Below are 18,448 nucleotides of genomic sequence, written 5' to 3' on the forward strand. Positions count from 1 at the left end.
CTTCGAGCTAGCAATAAACCTTTATTGACGCATTCTTCCTGCGTACGCAAGCAGAACAGATGGCGAGCAGCGATATTCGTCCAGCATCCCATGCTCGGTGTGGGCGGTTGCCGTTCTTGCAGCTACTTTTGCAAAAAGCTTTTGTAAGGAAGGTTCCGCCGGGGCCCAGAAACGTAATTCTTTTACTTCCCTGTCCAATTGTTCGAGGTATTCTGTGAAAAAATGAAGCGCACGAGCAAAAAGAAGGGTTCCTCTATATGGCTCCGCTAAAAAGATGACTTGGATTTGTACAATATCAGTATCTTCATACTCCTTTTCACCCGTTCCATAGATGCAACCAAATGCTCCGACTACGTCATTATCGTCATTGAAACAAAGAAAGGATTCATGAGTCATCAAAATAGGACTGACAATATAACTAAGTGCCACGGGGAAAGCATATGGCAGCTGCAAGTGCTCGTAATTCTCTAATAGAAATTCAACGTATTTCTGCTGATAATATTCTGAAGCACAAATCGAAAAATAATAGCTCATGTCATTTTTACTCCCTCAGTCTTTCAATAGCCAAAGCCGTCATATCTCCCTAACAGGTTATTACCCGTTTCGTCAGTAAATCTAAACGCACAGTGGGACTTAGGTACCAGAATCCACATTATTCTTCGCCTTTTCCCATCCTGTATCCTCCTGCTATCAGTATAAAGGCAAATCTTTTTTATTAGTGTGATCCATGTTACATTTTTCGATTTTTTTATAAAAAAGAAATGGATAGAGCTCAGATTTCTCTGATTACTCTATCCATTCGTCATTAGCGATTGGCTGCTTTTGCGGAGAGCCTGGTCTCGCGACTGTCCTGCCCTCTCGTTTTCGCCAAGTACATCGCATATTCGAGTGGTCTGGAAATGGCTTGCTTATACTGCTGCACAGCTCCCATCTCGCGGAATATTTCGCGTGCGGGCTTCGGATTAACTTCGATTAGCCAGGCCCTCCCGTTGACGTCAATTCCGATATCCAACCCGAATTCCACCATTCTCCCAAAATGATTCTCCAACGTCTCTGCTGTCTGAAAAGCAAGCTGCTCACAATCCTCCACAATTTGGGCAGATCGCTCCGCTCCAAACCGAGGCTGCAAAAAGGTGGTAACAGGAATTGCCTTGCCACCGCCATGCAGGTTGGAGGTTGCGCTGCGCTCACCACCTACACGAATCCCGTGCCCCGTAATTCGCCAGTCGCCTTGGCCATCCTTTTGGATCAAAAGACGCATGTCTACTGCACGAGCCGGAACGAGTTGCAGTCTCAACCCTTGCTGAACGATGTACTTCTCACTTCTCGTCCAGCGATCTACCCAGCGATGAACAGATGATACCTGCTTTAGCACTGTCGCGACCTTTGCCCGTTGTTTGTCCCTGCCTAACAAGCGATATCCATCTGACGTCTTCTCGATGCTGAGGATGTTTCGCCCCCCGGTTCCATTCAACGGCTTTACATAAAGGAGAGAATGCCGCCCCAGCATTTTGACCAGATTGGTTCGATTGTACAGCCAGGTTTCCGGCAGCCACCGATGCATACGGGTATCCCGTTGGAGAACATCATGAACCCGCCATTTGTTAGCCAGACGGTTATTCGCATACAAAAAATGGCTCGTACGGCGAAAAGCTACATAATCTTTAAAAGCTTGGGTGGGAGTGTACCGATAGCGGTCAAAAACCGCATCAGGCCGATCAAAAATACGTCCCTGAAATTTTCCGCCAGCATCCAGTACATAACCCCTGACCTGCTTGCCTGATGCAAGCACATCTTTTGGGGAAAACAGGAAAACTGTACTGCCCAGCTCTTGTCCTGCCCGGAGTAAACGCCGAAAATAAGCTGGCTCTGCAAATTTTTTGCCTTCTCGCCAGGTCAGGATTCCGATGATGGGTCGTTTCATGAATGCACCCTCTCTCGTTTCCTCCCTGGCAGTTTATTCACCTACCAGCCAGTTGGCGCTTCCTACAGCTTCTTTTCCAAGGATAACAGGTCTTCTGGCAAAGGGGCTTGTGCTTCTACGACCTGCTGGCTAAACGGATGCTCAAAGCGCAGAATAGCCCCGTGCAGCGCTTGTCTTTGGATAAGATCACGTTTGCCGCCGTACAGCTCATCTCCCAGCAGCGGGTGACCGATATAGCTCAGATGAACCCGAATCTGATGGGTACGACCTGTTTCTAGCCGACATTCCAGTTGGGTCGCTGTTTTGTACCGCTCACGAACCTGGTAATGGGTGATGGCCTGGTCGCCATTTGGCGTAACCCGTCTTCTAGTCGGATGATTGCGGTCTTTTCCAATCGGCTCGTTGATCTTCCCGCTGTCTTTAGACACCCTGCCATGAACAAATGCCCAATATGTACGCTTGATTTTTCTCTCACGTAAAAGCTCATCCAGAAGAGCGGATGCCCACGCATGCTTGGCATAAAGCACAACGCCTGAGGTGTCCTGGTCAAGTCGGTGAACGTGTCTTACTTTTGCTTGCAGACCCGTCCGAAAAAAATGACCCGCTACCAAATGATCCAGCGTGAGATGGTGATGCGATTCGGTTGGATGCAAAAGCAGCCCAACCGGCTTGTTGACAATCAGCAAGTGATCATCTTCATACAGGATGTCAGGCACCTCACTCGCGGGATCTAGGCCGAGCGGCTCTGGCGGACACAAGCGCAAGCGAATTTCCTGACCCTCTGCACCTTTTATATGCTGGGCAACTGGCTCACCGTCAAGCAGAACCTCTTTGTACTGGAATAAAAGATGGACCTGTTTACGGGGGAGCTTCCACTCTTCCCGCAACAGGTTCCCAATAGGGGTATCGGCATCTTCTGCACGTAAATGGGTAATGAGCCATTCCCCTTCTTTTTTCATGACTTGCATGGGTTTGTATCTCCCTGTCTTGTGATCTCTTTTTTAAGCCTCTTCCAAGCCTTTGCTCACTTGAATAACGCGATCCAGAAAATGCTCGATTTCATCGCGGCTTTTGCCCAGCTTGCTAACAAAACGAATCAATTCCTTCCCTTCTTGGAAAGCGATGAAGCTAGGAATGCCGAATACATCCAGTTTTTGTGACAAATCAGGTAGCGTGTCACGATTTACTTCTATCATGTCCAGATCAGCCTTGTATTTTTCCTCGACCGCTGGCATGAATGGGTCGATTCGATGGCAATCTGGGCACCAATCGGTGAAAAATTTGACAATAACAGGTTTCGTATTAGAAATGATTTGTTCAAAGTCTGCTTCAGTTTTAATCTCTCTCATGGTTGATCTGCCTCCCATAATGATTTGGCAATAGTGTATCATAGCTTTTGCTTTTTTGTGTAATCCAGAAGTGCAACGCCTATTTTTTGGGTGTGAAACAATTGCCATTACTAACAATTCGACTATCGGAAATGATATGGCTTGTAAGGACAAGAATCCAAAAGGATGGTGTGAAGATGAAAAAGTTTGCTGCTTTTGTAATGGTCCTCTGCTTGCTGGGTTCTGCTCTGCCTGTTTCTGCCGCTACTCACGATGATCACACGAAAAAGCATCACAAGGTTCACACAAAATCTCACCACATGAAGACAAAAGCTCACAAAATGCATACAAAAGCTCTGGGCAAAGCGCACATCAAGGCGATGCCGAAAACAGGCATGGGCGGCGCTAGCGAAATGGAATAAGGGGGGGCCTCCCCCCCTTTTTACTTCGTTTGTGTAAGGAGACTTGCTGCATGAAGAATACGTTAATGAAATGGCTCCTGATCGGTCTCGTTCTATCTGGCTGTAATCATGTTACCCAGTCCCCTCCCGCTCAGCCCATGCCCGTACAAGAAATCGCACAGCCACAAGAAGTAGAGCCGGAGCAAATGGCGATTGTTTACGGCCCGGCAGTACCACCCAAGAAAAGAATGGTCCCAGCTGCCCCTCTTTCTAACGGGCTTAATCCGAAGCGCATAGAAATCCCTTCCATTGATCTTCATGCCGTTGTGGAGCCCGTTGGTGTTTTAGCTAATGGTCAAATGGATGTACCAAAAGCATTTGATCATGTAGGCATCCTGTCACCATGGACGAAGCCGGGAATGAAGGGCAACGCGGTAATGGCCGGGCATTTTGATCACTATACAGGACCCGCTATCTTCTATAACCTGCGAAAGCTACAAGCCGGAGACCACATCAAAATTTTAGAGGAAACCGGGAAGCATTTAACCTTTGAAGTAAAACGGGTTGTCAGCTATAAAAATAACGAAGCACCTATTGAAGAAATTTTTGGTACTTCTGATAAAGCGCATCTCAACCTGATAACATGTGCAGGGAAGTTCAACAAGAAAAAACAGGAGCATGCCCGTCGACTTGTCGTATTTTCAGAGCTTGTACAGGAAGAAAATGTGCAATTGGAAAAAGCCCAGTGATCGCGATAAATAGCGGCACTTTGGGCTTTTTCTACTTATATTTTTCCACCCTGTTCAATCAACAATTGAACAAACGTTTCTGCAGGGCGTGAAAGCGGTCTGTCCTTTCGATAGGCAACTACCAGCGTACGTGATGGCTTGGAGTTGATTCGTACATAGACAGGCGGTTCGACGGTACCAGGGGCCATGGTGATCATCTTCGGTGCGAAAGACAGTCCCATTCCGGCTGCAACCAGCGACTGAGCCGTTTGGATATTGCTGCTTTCAAACACAATTCGAGGACGAAACCCAGCCTGCTCGCAGAGGCGCAAAGAAACCGTACGAAAGCCTTGTCCTTCCTTTAGCAAAATAAAGGGCTGGTCCGCGACCTCTGTCAATTCCACCTCGTCCCTGTCAGCTAATGGATGATGCGGAGGCACTGCTAAAAAGATTTCCTCTTTGATCGCTGGAACAATCTCCAGAGAAGGATCGCTGATTGGCATTGTCAGCAGGCTAACATCAATTTTTCCTCTTACAAGCAATTGTTCCAAATGGCTAGAAGTGTCCTCCATCAATTGGAGCTCAACACCCGGAAACTGCTTTGTAAAGGTTGTCAGTACTCTCGGGAGCACATACGCTCCTGTTATGGGTAGACTTCCAACCAACAGCTTTCCGCTCTCTCCTACTGCATAAGAGCGCATTTCACGCTCTAGCCCTTCTGACATATCGACTAGCGTCTGGGCGACTTGTACAAAACGCTGACCGGCATCCGTTAGCTCCACATGCTGCGGCAGACGATGAAACAAGCTCACTCCGAGAATTTTTTCTAGCTTGGCAATCTGTTGGGACAGCGATGGCTGAGCCAAGTGCAACCGGTTTGCTGCCCGTGAAAAACTGCGTTCTTCCGCTACTGCCAGGACATAGCGAACTTGTCGTAACTCCATAAAAACCTCCCGATAGGCAAAAACTATCCTTCTCATAATTATTATATCTTTGAACTATTTTCTTTGCCATGATACAACCGTTGTAAGAGTTTTCGCACGAAGGAGGAGGAATCACTATGAAAGCCCGTACTATGTTTGAAAAGATTTGGGACAATCATGCGATCCACGAAGAAGCTGGTAAACCGAGCCTCTTGTACATTGACCTGCACCTGGTTCACGAGGTGACTTCCCCGCAAGCATTTGAAGGACTTCGTTTGGCTGGTCGACAAGTACGTCGCCCGGAGCTGACTTTTGCAACGATGGACCATAACGTTCCTACAGCAGATCGCTTCAACGTAAAAGATCCGATCTCCCGTCAGCAGATGGAAACATTGACTGAAAACTGCAAAGAGTTTGGGATTACACTTGCTGACCTGAACAGTCCTGACCAAGGGATCGTACACGTAATCGGTCCTGAGCTCGGACTGACTCATCCAGGCAAGACAATTGTTTGTGGTGACAGCCATACTTCCACTCATGGTGCATTCGGTGCCCTCGCTTTTGGTATCGGTACGAGTGAAGTTGAGCATGTCCTCGCTACCCAATGTCTCCAGCAGCTGAAGCCAAAAACAATGGAAGTGCGTGTAAACGGCGACCTGCCATTTGGTGTAAGTGCAAAGGACTTGATTTTGGCGATTATTGCAAAATACGGAACTGATTTCGCAACTGGTTATGTCGTTGAATATACTGGCGCTGCCATCCGCAGCCTGACGATGGAAGAGCGCATGACCGTCTGCAATATGACAATCGAGGGTGGTGCTCGTGCAGGACTGATCGCTCCAGACCAAACCACTTTTGATTATTTGCAAGGCAAGCGCTTTGTCCCACAAGGCGAAGACTTCCTCGCTGCTGTTGAAGCTTGGAAACAGCTGTGCACAGACGAAGGCGCACAATATGATACCTGTGTAGAGATCGACGCTACTCAGATCGCTCCGCAAGTAACATGGGGAACCAGCCCTGGCATGGGTACAAATATCACAAATACCGTTCCAGACCCTGAGTCCTTTGAAACAACTGCCCAGCGCAAGGCTGCCGGTGATGCTCTTGCCTATATGGATCTGAAACCAGGCACACCGATGAGTGAAATTAAAATCGACCGTGTATTTATTGGCTCCTGTACGAATGGTCGGATCGAGGACCTGCGAAAAGCAGCTGAAGTAGCAAAAGGTCGCAAGGTCTCCCCTTCCGTACATGCCATGGTTGTTCCAGGCTCCCAAGCAGTTAAACAGCTTGCTGAGCAAGAAGGTCTGCACCTCATTTTCCAGGAAGCTGGCTTTGACTGGCGCGAATCTGGCTGCTCCATGTGTCTCGCTATGAACCCAGATATCCTGTCAGAAGGCGAGCGTTGCGCTTCTACTTCCAATCGTAACTTCGAAGGCCGTCAAGGACGCGGTGGACGCACTCACCTTGTCAGCCCTGAAATGGCTGCAGCAGCGGCGATTGCTGGTCACTTTGTTGATGTACGCGAATGGAAAAGCGAAAACGCAAGCAAGGAGGTATTCCAATGAATCCATTTGTCATCCATAACGGACTCGTAGCACCCTTGGATCGTGTGAACGTCGATACTGACGCCATTATCCCGAAGCAGTTTTTGAAACGCATTGAACGCAGCGGATTCGGTCAATTCCTGTTCTACGAATGGCGCTTTGCAGTTGATGGCTCCATCATCGATTCGTTCATCCTGAACACACCGGAATATAAAGATTCCTCGATTCTTCTTGCCCGAAATAACTTTGGCTGCGGCTCTTCACGTGAGCATGCACCGTGGGCTTTGTTGGACTATGGCTTCCGCGCAGTGATTGCTCCATCTTTCGCTGATATATTCTACAATAACTGCTTCAAAAACGGCATCCTGCCAATCACTCTTAGTGAAGAACAGGTAGATGAGCTGTTCAATCGTGCACAAGGCAAAAAAGATTACCAATTGACCATTGATCTGCAAGAACAGGTCGTTCGTGACAGCGAAGGTCTCTCCTACCCGTTCGAGGTAGATTCCTACCGCCGCTACTGCCTTTTGAATGGTCTTGATGATATCGGCATTACCTTGCAATATGAGGATAAAATTACAGCTTACGAGGCTAACCGCCGTTAGTATCAACCATAGAGAAGCGAAGGCATGCATGAGCACAATGCCTTCGCTTTTTTGTGTTCGCCTACTCGTTTATCATCAGGTACATATGGGTTTCGTCTACGTAACGCTCCCCTATTTTCAACGCTTTTTTTTCAAAGCCATACGGGAGGAAGCCCATTTTTTCATAAAAGCGAGTGGCGGCAGGATTGGATGTCACGACTGCAAGCTGAACCTGGTCAACATCGCCCCGCTTCTTCAAATACGCAATTTCCTCTTGCATGAGCCCCGCTGCAATCCCTGTTCCTCGATGGGATTCACGTACATACATGGAGACAACCGAAACTTTGTGACGAGCCTTGGTCCCTCGATGTCGGAAGAAGCCGATGATTCCCACAATTTCACCTTCAACAAACGCTCCGAAAAAGCCGCTGTCCCCCGTGTGGGCATTCGAGAGCCTTTCTTTCCATTCAGCATCTGTTCGTTTGATCTCTTCTTCATACAAAGCTCCAAAAGCATCAGGATCTTTTTGCAATCCTTCCAGTCTTACCTTGGAAAAAGCTTTTGCATCCTCTGGTCCGAGTAACCGAATCTCCATTGTCGTGCTGCTCCTCTCCCTGTACATATCCACTCATCATAGTAGACACAGGGAGGATTGTAAAGAACCTATGCCGTTTCTGTCGCCTCGCTTGCGGACAATCCAAGCAATTGCATCGCATGTTCTCTCAGCTTGTATTTTTGTATTTTTCCCGAGGCAGTCATCGGATACTCGGTGACAAACTGTATATAACGGGGGATCTTAAAGTGCGCTACCTTTCCCTCGCAATAGGAACGAATTTCTTCTTCGGTCAAATCAGTATCCTCTTTGACGCGAATGCAAGCGAGTACCTGCTCCCCGAATTTCGGATCTGGTACACCAACGATCTGTACATCGAGGATTTTAGGATGGGTATACAGAAACTCTTCGATTTCGCGTGGATAAATATTCTCCCCTCCGCGGATAATCATGTCCTTGAGTCTTCCCGTGATTTTGTAATATCCTTCTTCATCTACCGTAGCCAAATCTCCCGTGTGCAGCCAACCATCAGCATCGATTGCCTTTTCAGTCTGATCAGGCATGTTATAGTAGCCTTTCATCACCAGGTATCCGCGTGTGCACAATTCTCCCTGAACGCCTAGTGGGAGGCTTTCTCCAGTTACCGGATCAACAATCTTAGCCTCTACACCCTCGTGCAGCCTTCCCACTGTGGCTACCTTTCGTTCAATCGAATCCTCCGGTCTGGTCTGAGTAATCACAGGGGATGATTCTGTTTGCCCGTATGCAATCGTAATATCTCGTATCCCCATCTTGTCGACGACATTTTTCATTACTTCAATCGGGCACAAGGAACCCGCCATGATACCTGTTCGTAATGAGCTCAAATCACGAGCCTCAAACGTCGGATGGTTCAATTCTGCGATGAACATCGTCGGTACACCGTACAAAGCTGTGCATCGCTCCTGTTCTACGATTGATAGGACAAGCCCTGGGTCAAAGGCGGTTACTGGTACCATTGTTGCTCCTGTCGCCACGCAAGCGAGAGTGCCCATTACACAACCAAAGCAGTGGAAAAAGGGAACAGGAATACATACCCTGTCTTCTAAGCCAAGTCCTTGGCATTCCGCTACTTTAATCGCGTTATTGACGATGTTTACATGAGAAAGCATGACACCTTTGGGGAATCCAGTCGTTCCCGATGTATATTGCATATTGATCACATCATCCGGGAGTAGCGATTGCTGCCTGACGATGCGTTCTTCTTCGCTGACCAGCTCTGAACGCTCGAGCAAGTCTTTCCACAAAAACATCCCTTGTTGCCTTTCTTCTCCCAAATAAATGACGTTTCTCAAGTGAGGAAGCCGCTTGGATCGCAGTTCACCAGGATTGCATTCAGCAAGCTCAGGACATATGTCACGGATCATCTCCAAATAACTGGCATCCCGATACGAATCAATCAGCAGCAGTGTAGTCGACTCTGATTGACGCAGCAAGTATTCCAGCTCATGTGTCCGATAGCTGGTATTGACTGTCACAAGCACCGCACCCATTTTTGCCGTTGCAAACTGGGAAATAACCCATTCTGGAACGTTCGTTGCCCAGATCGAGACATTTTCCCCTTTTTCAATACCTAGCGACATGAAGCCTCTCGCTACCTGATTGCATATATCCTGAAATTGACCAAAGGAATACCGAAGTGACCTTTCCTGATAAACGACTGCTTCCTTTTCCTTGTAACGCCCCGCTGTCTCATCGAGTAAATCACCAATTGTGATTGATCGCAGCATAAAACGCCCCCCTCTAAAAATTTCAGACTATTCTGCTATATACAATCATGATTCTTCCTCTTCCAGTCTATTCCTGCTTACCCACAAAAAGAAAAGCGTCCCTCATCGGAACGCTGTTTTCTCACCGTATAAAGAATATATAAGCACGAGGCTTTTACATTCTGGAGCGCATGGAAACTTTCCACTATACGCGGTTGATCCTCCTTGAGAATACCTCGATAGAGGTTTTCTTACTCAACGACAAATTTTTGTGTCGATTCTACTTTATACGGCAAATGATTGCTGTAGTTCAGCTCTACCCGAATCTCGTGTTCTCCCTTGGGCAGCTTTTTCAGCAAGAAATCTGGATGATAGATCATCCCTTTTGCTTCCCCGTCAATGTACAGGTGCGCATGTCCTTGGCCAAAAACAGGCTTCTGGTTCATGTCTCCGTTGTCCTGGACGAACTGGAAATTTTGTGTGAGCAACGTTACTTCAGCAGTGGTGCCGTCCACCTTGATATCCATGTTCAATAACGGTTTTTCCGTACTGATTGGCTGGATATCCGATGATGTTGCAGTTACGGGAACACTCGCTTCTCCTGGTCGATACGAGTCAGAGACGTGCAAAGGATCTTTCACCAATAGCACGATTCCGGCCACCAGGACCACAACGAAGACAATTCCACCTAAAATGAGATTGCGCATACTGATAATAAAGACCTTCATGTCTCTACTCTCCCTTTCGCAAGTGCTTGTCACACCTATTAGTACATGCATACGCAAGGTAGTAGAGAGTTAGAAGCAAAACTTTTCTAGTTTTCTTGGAGCTGAAATAGCCAACCTTTTGAACACGTACTAGTGATTACCGATAGTTGATAAATTGCACATCCAAGGGCAAATCCGCTTTTCGAATCGCATGAATAACTTGCTGTAGCTCATCCTTACTTTTTCCTGTCACGCGAATCTGATCATCTTGAATTTGCGTTTTTACCTTTAGTCCTGCTTCTTTAATAATATTGTTGATTTTTTTCGCATTGTCTTTATCTATGCCTTGAACCAGCTTGACGCGTTGGCGTACAGTTCCGCCCGCTGCTGGCTCGATTTTCCCATAATCGAGGTTTTTGATCGGCACATCTCGTTTTACCAGTTTACCAAGCAAGATGTCTTTCACCTGGGTCAGCTTGAAATCATCATCGGAGATCAATACGAGCTCCTCTTTCTCCAAAGAAATACTGCTTTTGCTTCCTTTAAAGTCAAAACGATTTTCGATTTCTTTGAGTGCAGTCTGAATTGCATTGTTTACCTCAGACATCTCTACTTTGGATACGATATCAAACGAGCTTTCTTTACTCATCCGTTTTTCCCCCTTCTCGTTTTATCGTTACTGCCGTCTACTATTAGATCGCTTTTACTATACCACCATCTACGAGAAGCGCCTGACCAGTCACATAACTGTTTGCTGGCGACGCCAAAAATGTCACCATGCGAGCGAACTCATCTGGCTGACCGTAACGACCAAGTGGTATTTGTTTTTCCCAATTTTCGCGAACAGCATCAGTACTGGTATTTTGTGCCTCTGCGCTAAGACCGTCCAATTGCGAAACACGATCTGTCGCGATGCGCCCTGGCCCAATCGTATTTATCAATATACCGTCAGGACCAAGCTCAGATGATAGGGTTTTGGCTAGACCAAGCACCCCCGTGCGGAACGTATTGGACAAGATCAAGTTTTCCAACGGTTGCTTGAAGGATGAAGAGGCAAAATTGATAATTCGCCCAAACTGATTTGCCCGCATATGGGGCAGCACAGCACGAATTGCTCGTACATAACTAAGCAGGTTCAGCTGGAAAGCAGAAATCCATTGCTCGTCTGTCAATTGATCGAATTTTCCAACAACAGGCCCACCCGAGTTGTTAATCAATATGTGGACAGTGCCAAAATGATTGACTGTTTCTTCTACTACGCGCTTGATATCCTCTTCTTTTGTCACATCAATCTTTACAGCCAGTGGCGCCCTGCCAGTTGCTTGCTCAATCTCGGTTCGAACGGAAGCAAGTGCCTCCGCATCACGTCCACAAATCGTGACATTCGCCCCCTCTTGAGCGAGGCAGAACGCAGTCGCCTTGCCTAATCCTTTGGAAGAAGCCAGAACAATAGCCGTCTTTCCCTGAAGCTGCAAATCCATATCGATTCTCCCTTCAAACGGTCTTGTTATGTATGCTTATTCCCTTATTCTACCTAACTTTTAAACGAACGAAAAGAAAAAGAGAAGGGTTTTCGCACACTCCCCTTCTCTCTCTTTCCTTATAGATCTGTTTCTTGCGGAGGCTTGGCTTTCAGAGCACGCTTGCTTTCACGTTTTTCCCTACGTGCTTCTTTGCGAGCCAACTGCCGTTCTTTAACTCCTTCAAACAGCGAGTACAAAACAGGTACGAGAACCAGCGTTACCATTGTATGGAAAATCAAGCCGGAGATAACCGCGGTCGCGAGAGGTGCTTCCAAATCGGAGCCCTCCGCCATCGCCAGACCCATCGGGAGCATCCCGAGAATGGCTGTCAGCTTGGTCATAATGACGGGACGTACACGGTCTTTTGTCCCTTGAATAATCGCTTCACCTGTCTTCATTCCACGATTACGCAACAGGTTGATCCGGTCGATGAGCAAAATCGCATTCGATACGACAATCCCAACGAGCATGATAATCCCGATCATCGCCAGCTCACCGAATACCCGCTGCGTAATCACAAACCCAATGACCACGCCAACTAATGCCATCGGTATAGTCAGCATAATAATGAACGGTTGGGACAAACGGCCAAACTGTGCAACCATTACTACGTAAATCAGAGCAAGCACACCGATGAACACAAAGATACCTTGTGTCATATTGGCACTCTGTTCTTTCAGCTTACCTGCAATTTCGAGCTTGAGACCTGCGGGAACTGCCAGTGCAGGTAATTTCTCATTGATTTCACGACCCACTGCACCTAAATCTGTGCCTTGCATTTCAGCGGACACTTTTACGATGCGATGACCTTTTTCATGTGTAATGGTCACCGGTGATTTGCTGTAGGTGATGTCAACCAGATCCACAAGCGGTACCTGTGCTCCACTTCTTGAGCTCACGGTAACATTCCGAAGCTGATCAGGGTGCTTGAGCCAATTATCCGGCATCTTGGCAACTACATCTACCTCGATTCCATTTTTCGTAATAGAGGTGATTTGTTGATTGCCGATCATCACGCTAAGCTGTTGCAGCAAGGAACGATGATCCACATCCAGGCGGGCTAGCGCATCCTGTTTGGGGACAAGCGTTACTTTTTCTTTTCCTTCTTTGAAGTCGTTACGAATGTTTTCCAAACCCGGGATTGTCGCGAGCATACCTTCTACATCTGTTGCGAGCTTGCTCATTTGCTCCATTTCTTCACCGACAATATCGAGTTGGATTGGTGCACTTCCTCCTTGACTACCAAACGATGTAGAAATAGAGTCGACTTCAGGTACTGATTTCAGTTTTTCATTGATGTCTAACGTTAATGCATCCTTGTCTCTTTCTCTTTGACTCTTTGGCTTCAAGGAGATGTAGATTTCAGAACTCTCTTTGGAAGAGAAGAAAAAGATGTCATTGACCTCAGGAATTTGTCGCAATGCTTCCTCCGCTGCAAGAGCCGCTTTTTGCGAGCGTTCCAGCGTAGATCCCGTCGGCATTTGTATAGTAGCAAACACCAGGTTTTCATTGGGGTTAATTCCTTGCCCCATCTTCATAAATGGCATCAGGAACACGATACTGACCAGCATTGCCAATGCAACAAGCAGCGTTTTGACTCGATTGCGCAAAGCCAGCTTCAGCAAGCTGTTGAAAGCACGATTAATCGCATTTTCTTTTCCTTCGCCTTCGATGGAAACATTTTTGTCCTTCTGTAAAAATCGTTCAGAAAATACTGGTACAAAGAAGAACGCCGCAATGGTAGAGGCAATGATCGCTGATGATACCGTGAAGGCAATCGTAGTCAGGATCGGCTTTAGCCAGTCTTCAAAATCCGCGAAAATGAGGGGCAAAAATACGATAATAATCGTCAGCTGCGAGGTAAAAACAGGCGTAAATACTTCTCTTGTCCCTTTTACAATCGCTTGCGAGAGTGGTTCGCCCTTCTCCCGGAAATGATAAATGCTCTCCAATACAACGATGGCGGCGTCTACGATCAGACCGACCGAGAGACTGAGTGATAGGAGCGTAATCATGTCGATATTGTAGCCGCCAAGTTTCATTGCAATAAAAGTCATGAAAGCAGAAAGCGGGAGAGTCGTTGCAATTACCAAGGTCACACGCCAGTTGCGCAAGAAAACGAACAAGATAATGATCGCAAGCGCTCCACCGATCATAACATCGCGGCTCAGATTGGAAACAGCATGCTGAATATAGGATACGGCTTCAAACATGACCTTCATGCTGTACTGCCCATTTGCCTCCGCATTGATTTCACGAACCACATCTTCGACCTTGTGTTGAGTCGTAATCAGATCGCTACCATCTGCGCGCGAAACACTTAAATGAACGAATACGCTACCATTAGTCAGAGCAACAGAGTTTTTCACTTTTCCGCGCAAATCTTCGATCGTTGCGAGCTGATTTAACGTTACTGTTCCGTTCGGCGTATTGATCGGCACTACACTTAATTCCTGCACGGTGTTGTATGTGTTATCAATCATGACAACCGTATCAAAGCCGCTATTTTCCAAGGTTCCAATCGCTTGCTTCCAGTTCGTCTCCTTCAGCTGAGAGATAACTTGATCCGGTGTCGTCCGGTACGCATTGAGTCTTTCCGGCAGTAAGCTAATCGCAATCTGATTTTCAAAGCTGCGATCAGAAATCTTTACTTCCTTCACGCCTGGCACTTCTTCGATTCTATCTTTAATCGTTGTTTTGGCTATACTCAGCATAGCCTGAGGATCTGACCCAACCAACGCGTAGTCAATCATTTGCTCGTCACCGAAATTCATTTGGGAAACGTTGACCGTATCTACTGCCTTAGGGAAGCCGTTGCGCAAGCGGTTAACTGCATTTTGTACATCCTGCTTGGCTTGCTCACCTCTGCCCTCTTTTGCTTTGATCGTCATGTTGACGTAGCCGGTGCCTGTCGTTGAAGAGTATTCCTTGATGTCAGCCAAGGTCTTCAATTCCTGCTCAATTTTCTTCGTGATCTTCTCTTCCATCTCTTCTGGAGGGAGCGATCCGCCTGAAATATTGACGGAGAGCATCGGAAAGTTCGTCTTCGGAACCAGCTCGATGTTAAAGCTCATTAGGGAGCCTAATCCTGCAATCACGAGCAAAAACGTAAAGAGGTAGACGATTAACCGTCTTTTCAGCAAAAAGAGAATCATCTTGTTCATGCTCTATTCTCCCTTCGCCTCAACTTTTTGCCCCTCGACGTAGAACGTGATTCCACTGCGCAAAAGCTGATCTCCTTCTTTGATTCCTGAAACAACTTCAATCTGGTCATTTACCATCTGTCCTGTTTTGACCTCTTTTTTTACAGTCAAGCCATTCTCAACTGCCATGACATAGTGCTTCTCCTGACTTACTCCGACGCTCTCAAGAGGAACGAGGAAGCCGTTCACCTTGCGTGGCATCTCTACAACCGCTGCCATCCCCCCGCGCCAGTAGCCTTCGGAGTTCGGAATCGTTACTTCCACGCGGTATTTACCTGTCTGCTTGTCAACAACCGGTGAAACAAATGTAACAGTCCCCTCGCTCTTCTTGCCGTCATCGGATGCCGCCTGTACGCTTGCTTTTTCCTGGAACTGGCTGATCAAATCGTTCGTTACGTCCAGAGTCACTTTTACTTCTGATAAATCAACCAGATGGATGATATTCTCACCAGGGGATGCCTGCTCGCCTACCTGCTTGTAGACATCTACGATCGTTCCGGAGAACGGAGCTTGAATCTTGGCATCATCGAGGCTCTTTTTTGCCCGTTCTACTTGACCGCTCGCTTGCTTGATCGAAGCATTTGCTAACGCAATGTCCTCTGGCTGTGCCCCGCGCATCAACTCATCTAACGCTAGCTGGGCATCTCGTGCAGAAATTTCAGCTTGAGTCAAGGCACGTCTTCGCTCATTTATTTCGCTCTGCGAAATAGCTCCACCAGCTAACAGCTTTTCATCAGTTGCGACATCCTGCTTCGCTTTTTCCAATTTTTCCTGTGCACTTTTTACTTGCAGACGCTGCTTTTCAATCGCTTCTGCTGTTGCTCCTTTGAGTGTCTTTGTGCGACGTGCTGTCGCCTCTTCTACCTGACTTGCCGCTGCCTCTACTTCTCGCTGGAAGTACTTGGCATCCAATGTTGCCAAGACTTGACCTTGGGAAATTTTCGTTCCTTTGATTGCTGAAATCGTAGAGATTGTTCCACCTGTTCCGAATGGCAGTACGGCATCACGTTTTGCCTCGACCATTCCCGTCACCCGCAATAAAACTGGGCTGCTTTCCTTTTTAACCTTCACTACCTCTACTACCTTTGCTTTTACTTCTGCCTCTGCCTGTTGTGGTGTTTCAGCAGCTGGTCCGCCGCAGCCAGCGGTGACGAGCAAAAGTGAAGCCAGAACAACCGACACTCGTTTTTTCACAGTGATTCCTCCAAGTTTTACAATCATTCCCTTGCGTTATTGTGCCAGTTTTTCCCTACACTGCAAAACAGTCACCGGATGGAACTTCCCCTCCGTCCCAGGTCGGAGAATTTGCACAAGTCAAAAGTATATACGAAGGAAATATGATTCAGTTACCGTTTTTTAGTTTTTTTTCAATGAAAAGTATAAACATGAAAAAACAGCCAAGAGATCGTCTCTTGACTGTCGTTTTTCCCTATATATTCTATTTCAGGAAATAGCTTACTCTCCCACGAGCTGCTCCATCTCTTCTAGCAGCCCTTTGAATACACTCAGTGCCTCTGCGATTGGTGCTGCAGATGTCATGTCTACGCCCGCTGTTTTGAGCAAATTCAACGGATAATTGGAGCTACCGCCCTTGAGGAATTGCAGGTATCGATCAACAGCCGGTTGCCCCTCCTCCAAAATCTGCTTGGAGAGTGAGGTCGCTGCTGAGAAGCCTGTCGCGTATTTGTAGACATAGAAGTTGCGGTAAAAGTGAGGAATTCGCGCCCACTCCAAATCAACCTCTTCGTCAACGACCATATCCGGTCCATGATACGCTACATTCAATTTCCGATAAATTTCACTCAGGGAGTCAGCAGTGAGCGGCTCCTCCTGCTCTTCTTTTGCATGGACAATCTTCTCGAATTCAGCAAACATCGTTTGACGGAACACCGTACCGCGGAACTGCTCCAAGTAGTAGTTAATCAAGTACATCCGCTGTTTTTTGTCGGTCGTGGTTTCGAGCAGATGATTCATCAATAGAGCCTCGTTCAGCGTAGAGGCCACTTCGGCTACAAAGATTTTATAATCTGCATACGTGTAAGGCTGTGCATGGTTCGAATGATAGCTATGCAGCGCATGTCCCATTTCGTGTGCGAGGGTAAACATGTTGTTGACGTTATCCTGGTAGTTCATCAGCACGAAAGGATGGGTCGTATAGGCTCCCCATGAGTAGGCACCGCTCGTTTTCCCTGCATTTTCATATACGTCAATCCAGCCATTGCTGAAGCCCTCTTCCAAAATGCTGCCGTACTCTTCTCCAAGCGGGTGGAGAGCTTCCTTAATCGTTGATACTGCTTGATCATAGGGGATATTCATCTCCACTTCAGGTACGATCGGAACATAGAGATCGTACATGTGGAGCTCATCTACACCAAGCAGCTTTTTGCGAAGCGCAATATAACGATGCATCAGTGGCAAATGCTCGCGAACCGTCGCAATCAAATTGTCGTACACAGACAAATCCACATTGTCAGCGAACAGCGCAGCATACAAAGCAGATGGATACTTACGTGTACGGGCGTAGAAAACATCACCTTTGATCGCCGAGGTCAGCGACGCTGCAATTGTATTCCGGAATTTGCCGTATGTCTCGTACAATGCCTCAAATGCCTCTTTGCGTACACGGCGATCCTTGCTCTCCATGAACTGTATATAACGGCCTTTCGTCAGCTCGACTTCTTCCCCATTCTCATCCGTAATCATCGGGAATTTCATATCGGCATTGTTTAGCATCCCATAAATTTTGGACGGTGCTGAAGCAAGCTCACTCATGTTTGCAAGCAGCGCCTCTTCCTCCGAAGATAACGTATGTGGCTGAAAACGCATGATTTCATCCAATAGAATGCGATAATGCGCAAGGCCCGCCTCCTCTTCGATCCACTTCTGTAGCTCATCATTGGAGATAGCAAGAATCTCCGGCTGTATGTACGAAATAGCGCCGTATGCCTGTGTGCTCAGGCCTGTCGCACGATCGGTAAGCCCTTGATACGTGCTGTTGGCATTGTCCTCATCACGTCTCATCCGTGCATATACGTATACCTGATCAAGGGTCTTGAGCAGCTCATCTTGCAGCGTCAACGCTTGTAGCAGGTTTTTACCCGATTGTCCCAGCGTACCTTTCAGTGCTGCTATTTGATCAGCGAGTTGCTTTCCTTTTTGAACGTCTTTTTCCCAATCAGCATCGCTTGGATAAATATCTTCCAAACGCCATTTGTATTCAGCGGGGACGTCACTGCGTTTAGGCAGTGTTTTGCTTTTGTTCACCGTGATCACTCCCTC

Annotated in this window: 17 protein-coding genes; 4 read left to right on the forward strand and 13 right to left on the reverse strand. The window is 47.2% G+C overall.

The window, feature by feature from the left end:
• Window positions 1-21 precede the first annotated feature (21 nt).
• The 4 genes from ADS79_RS19480 to ADS79_RS19495 all read right to left on the reverse strand — a co-directional run bounded on the left by ADS79_RS19480 (window position 22) and on the right by ADS79_RS19495 (window position 3,273).
• Window positions 22-534, reverse strand: a complete 513-nt coding sequence (locus tag ADS79_RS19480; RefSeq protein WP_049740043.1) for a hypothetical protein — start codon at window positions 532-534, stop codon at window positions 22-24.
• 271 nt (window positions 535-805) lie between these two features.
• Window positions 806-1,924: a YheC/YheD family endospore coat-associated protein gene (locus ADS79_RS19485; protein ID WP_049740044.1), complete on the reverse strand. Its 1,119-nt coding sequence runs from the start codon at window positions 1,922-1,924 to the stop codon at window positions 806-808.
• A gap of 62 nt (window positions 1,925-1,986) precedes the next feature.
• Window positions 1,987-2,892, reverse strand: coding sequence for an RluA family pseudouridine synthase (locus ADS79_RS19490; RefSeq protein WP_049740045.1), 906 nt, complete (start codon window positions 2,890-2,892; stop codon window positions 1,987-1,989).
• 33 nt (window positions 2,893-2,925) lie between these two features.
• A complete protein-coding gene (locus tag ADS79_RS19495) occupies window positions 2,926-3,273 on the reverse strand; it encodes a thioredoxin family protein (RefSeq protein WP_049740046.1) in 348 nt (115 codons plus the stop codon).
• A 176-nt stretch (window positions 3,274-3,449) separates the two neighbouring features.
• On the opposite strand from ADS79_RS19495, the gene ADS79_RS19500 reads away from it, so the two are divergent.
• Entirely contained in the window at window positions 3,450-3,674 is a 225-nt protein-coding gene (locus ADS79_RS19500; RefSeq protein ID WP_049740047.1) for a hypothetical protein, read from the forward strand.
• Between the two features lie 50 nt (window positions 3,675-3,724).
• Window positions 3,725-4,402 carry a class F sortase gene (locus ADS79_RS19505; RefSeq protein ID WP_049740048.1) on the forward strand — a complete coding sequence of 226 codons (678 nt, stop codon included), beginning with the start codon at window positions 3,725-3,727 and terminating at the stop codon, window positions 4,400-4,402.
• A 35-nt stretch (window positions 4,403-4,437) separates the two neighbouring features.
• Here ADS79_RS19505 and ADS79_RS19510 read toward each other — a convergent pair whose 3' ends face one another.
• Window positions 4,438-5,325, reverse strand: a complete 888-nt coding sequence (locus ADS79_RS19510) for a LysR family transcriptional regulator (RefSeq protein ID WP_049740049.1) — start codon at window positions 5,323-5,325, stop codon at window positions 4,438-4,440.
• Between the two features lie 116 nt (window positions 5,326-5,441).
• Between ADS79_RS19510 and leuC the strand changes: the two genes are divergently transcribed.
• The gene (gene leuC / locus ADS79_RS19515; protein ID WP_049740050.1) at window positions 5,442-6,872 is read left to right on the forward strand and encodes a 3-isopropylmalate dehydratase large subunit; all 1,431 of its coding nucleotides are present in this window, start codon (window positions 5,442-5,444) and stop codon (window positions 6,870-6,872) included.
• Window positions 6,869-7,456, forward strand: coding sequence for a 3-isopropylmalate dehydratase small subunit (leuD, locus tag ADS79_RS19520; RefSeq protein WP_049740051.1), 588 nt, complete (start codon window positions 6,869-6,871; stop codon window positions 7,454-7,456). Before leuC ends, leuD begins: the two co-directional genes overlap by 4 nt.
• A gap of 61 nt (window positions 7,457-7,517) precedes the next feature.
• Here the strand turns inward: leuD and ADS79_RS19525 are convergent, their stop codons facing one another.
• The 8 genes from ADS79_RS19525 to pepF all read right to left on the reverse strand — a co-directional run bounded on the left by ADS79_RS19525 (window position 7,518) and on the right by pepF (window position 18,433).
• Entirely contained in the window at window positions 7,518-8,030 is a 513-nt protein-coding gene (locus ADS79_RS19525) for a GNAT family N-acetyltransferase (protein WP_049740052.1), read from the reverse strand.
• Between the two features lie 68 nt (window positions 8,031-8,098).
• On the reverse strand, window positions 8,099-9,757 hold the full coding sequence (locus ADS79_RS19530; RefSeq protein ID WP_049740053.1) for an AMP-binding protein: 1,659 nt from the start codon (window positions 9,755-9,757) through the stop codon (window positions 8,099-8,101).
• Window positions 9,758-9,987: 230 nt separating this feature from the next.
• Complete coding sequence (locus ADS79_RS19535; protein WP_049740054.1) at window positions 9,988-10,464, reverse strand: hypothetical protein; 477 nt, start codon at window positions 10,462-10,464, stop codon at window positions 9,988-9,990.
• Window positions 10,465-10,600: 136 nt separating this feature from the next.
• Complete coding sequence (locus ADS79_RS19540) at window positions 10,601-11,092, reverse strand: YajQ family cyclic di-GMP-binding protein (RefSeq protein ID WP_049740055.1); 492 nt, start codon at window positions 11,090-11,092, stop codon at window positions 10,601-10,603.
• Window positions 11,093-11,135: 43 nt separating this feature from the next.
• Window positions 11,136-11,924, reverse strand: a complete 789-nt coding sequence (locus tag ADS79_RS19545; RefSeq protein WP_049740056.1) for an SDR family oxidoreductase — start codon at window positions 11,922-11,924, stop codon at window positions 11,136-11,138.
• 119 nt (window positions 11,925-12,043) lie between these two features.
• Window positions 12,044-15,130 (reverse strand): efflux RND transporter permease subunit, encoded by a 3,087-nt coding sequence (locus ADS79_RS19550; protein WP_049740057.1) that lies wholly within the window; start codon window positions 15,128-15,130, stop codon window positions 12,044-12,046.
• 3 nt (window positions 15,131-15,133) lie between these two features.
• The gene (locus tag ADS79_RS19555; RefSeq protein WP_049740058.1) at window positions 15,134-16,363 is read right to left on the reverse strand and encodes an efflux RND transporter periplasmic adaptor subunit; all 1,230 of its coding nucleotides are present in this window, start codon (window positions 16,361-16,363) and stop codon (window positions 15,134-15,136) included.
• Window positions 16,364-16,624: 261 nt separating this feature from the next.
• Entirely contained in the window at window positions 16,625-18,433 is a 1,809-nt protein-coding gene (gene pepF, locus ADS79_RS19560; protein ID WP_049740059.1) for an oligoendopeptidase F, read from the reverse strand.
• Window positions 18,434-18,448: the final 15 nt, after the last annotated feature.

This window comes from Brevibacillus reuszeri, assembly GCF_001187725.1.
Taxonomy (GTDB): domain Bacteria; phylum Bacillota; class Bacilli; order Brevibacillales; family Brevibacillaceae; genus Brevibacillus; species Brevibacillus reuszeri.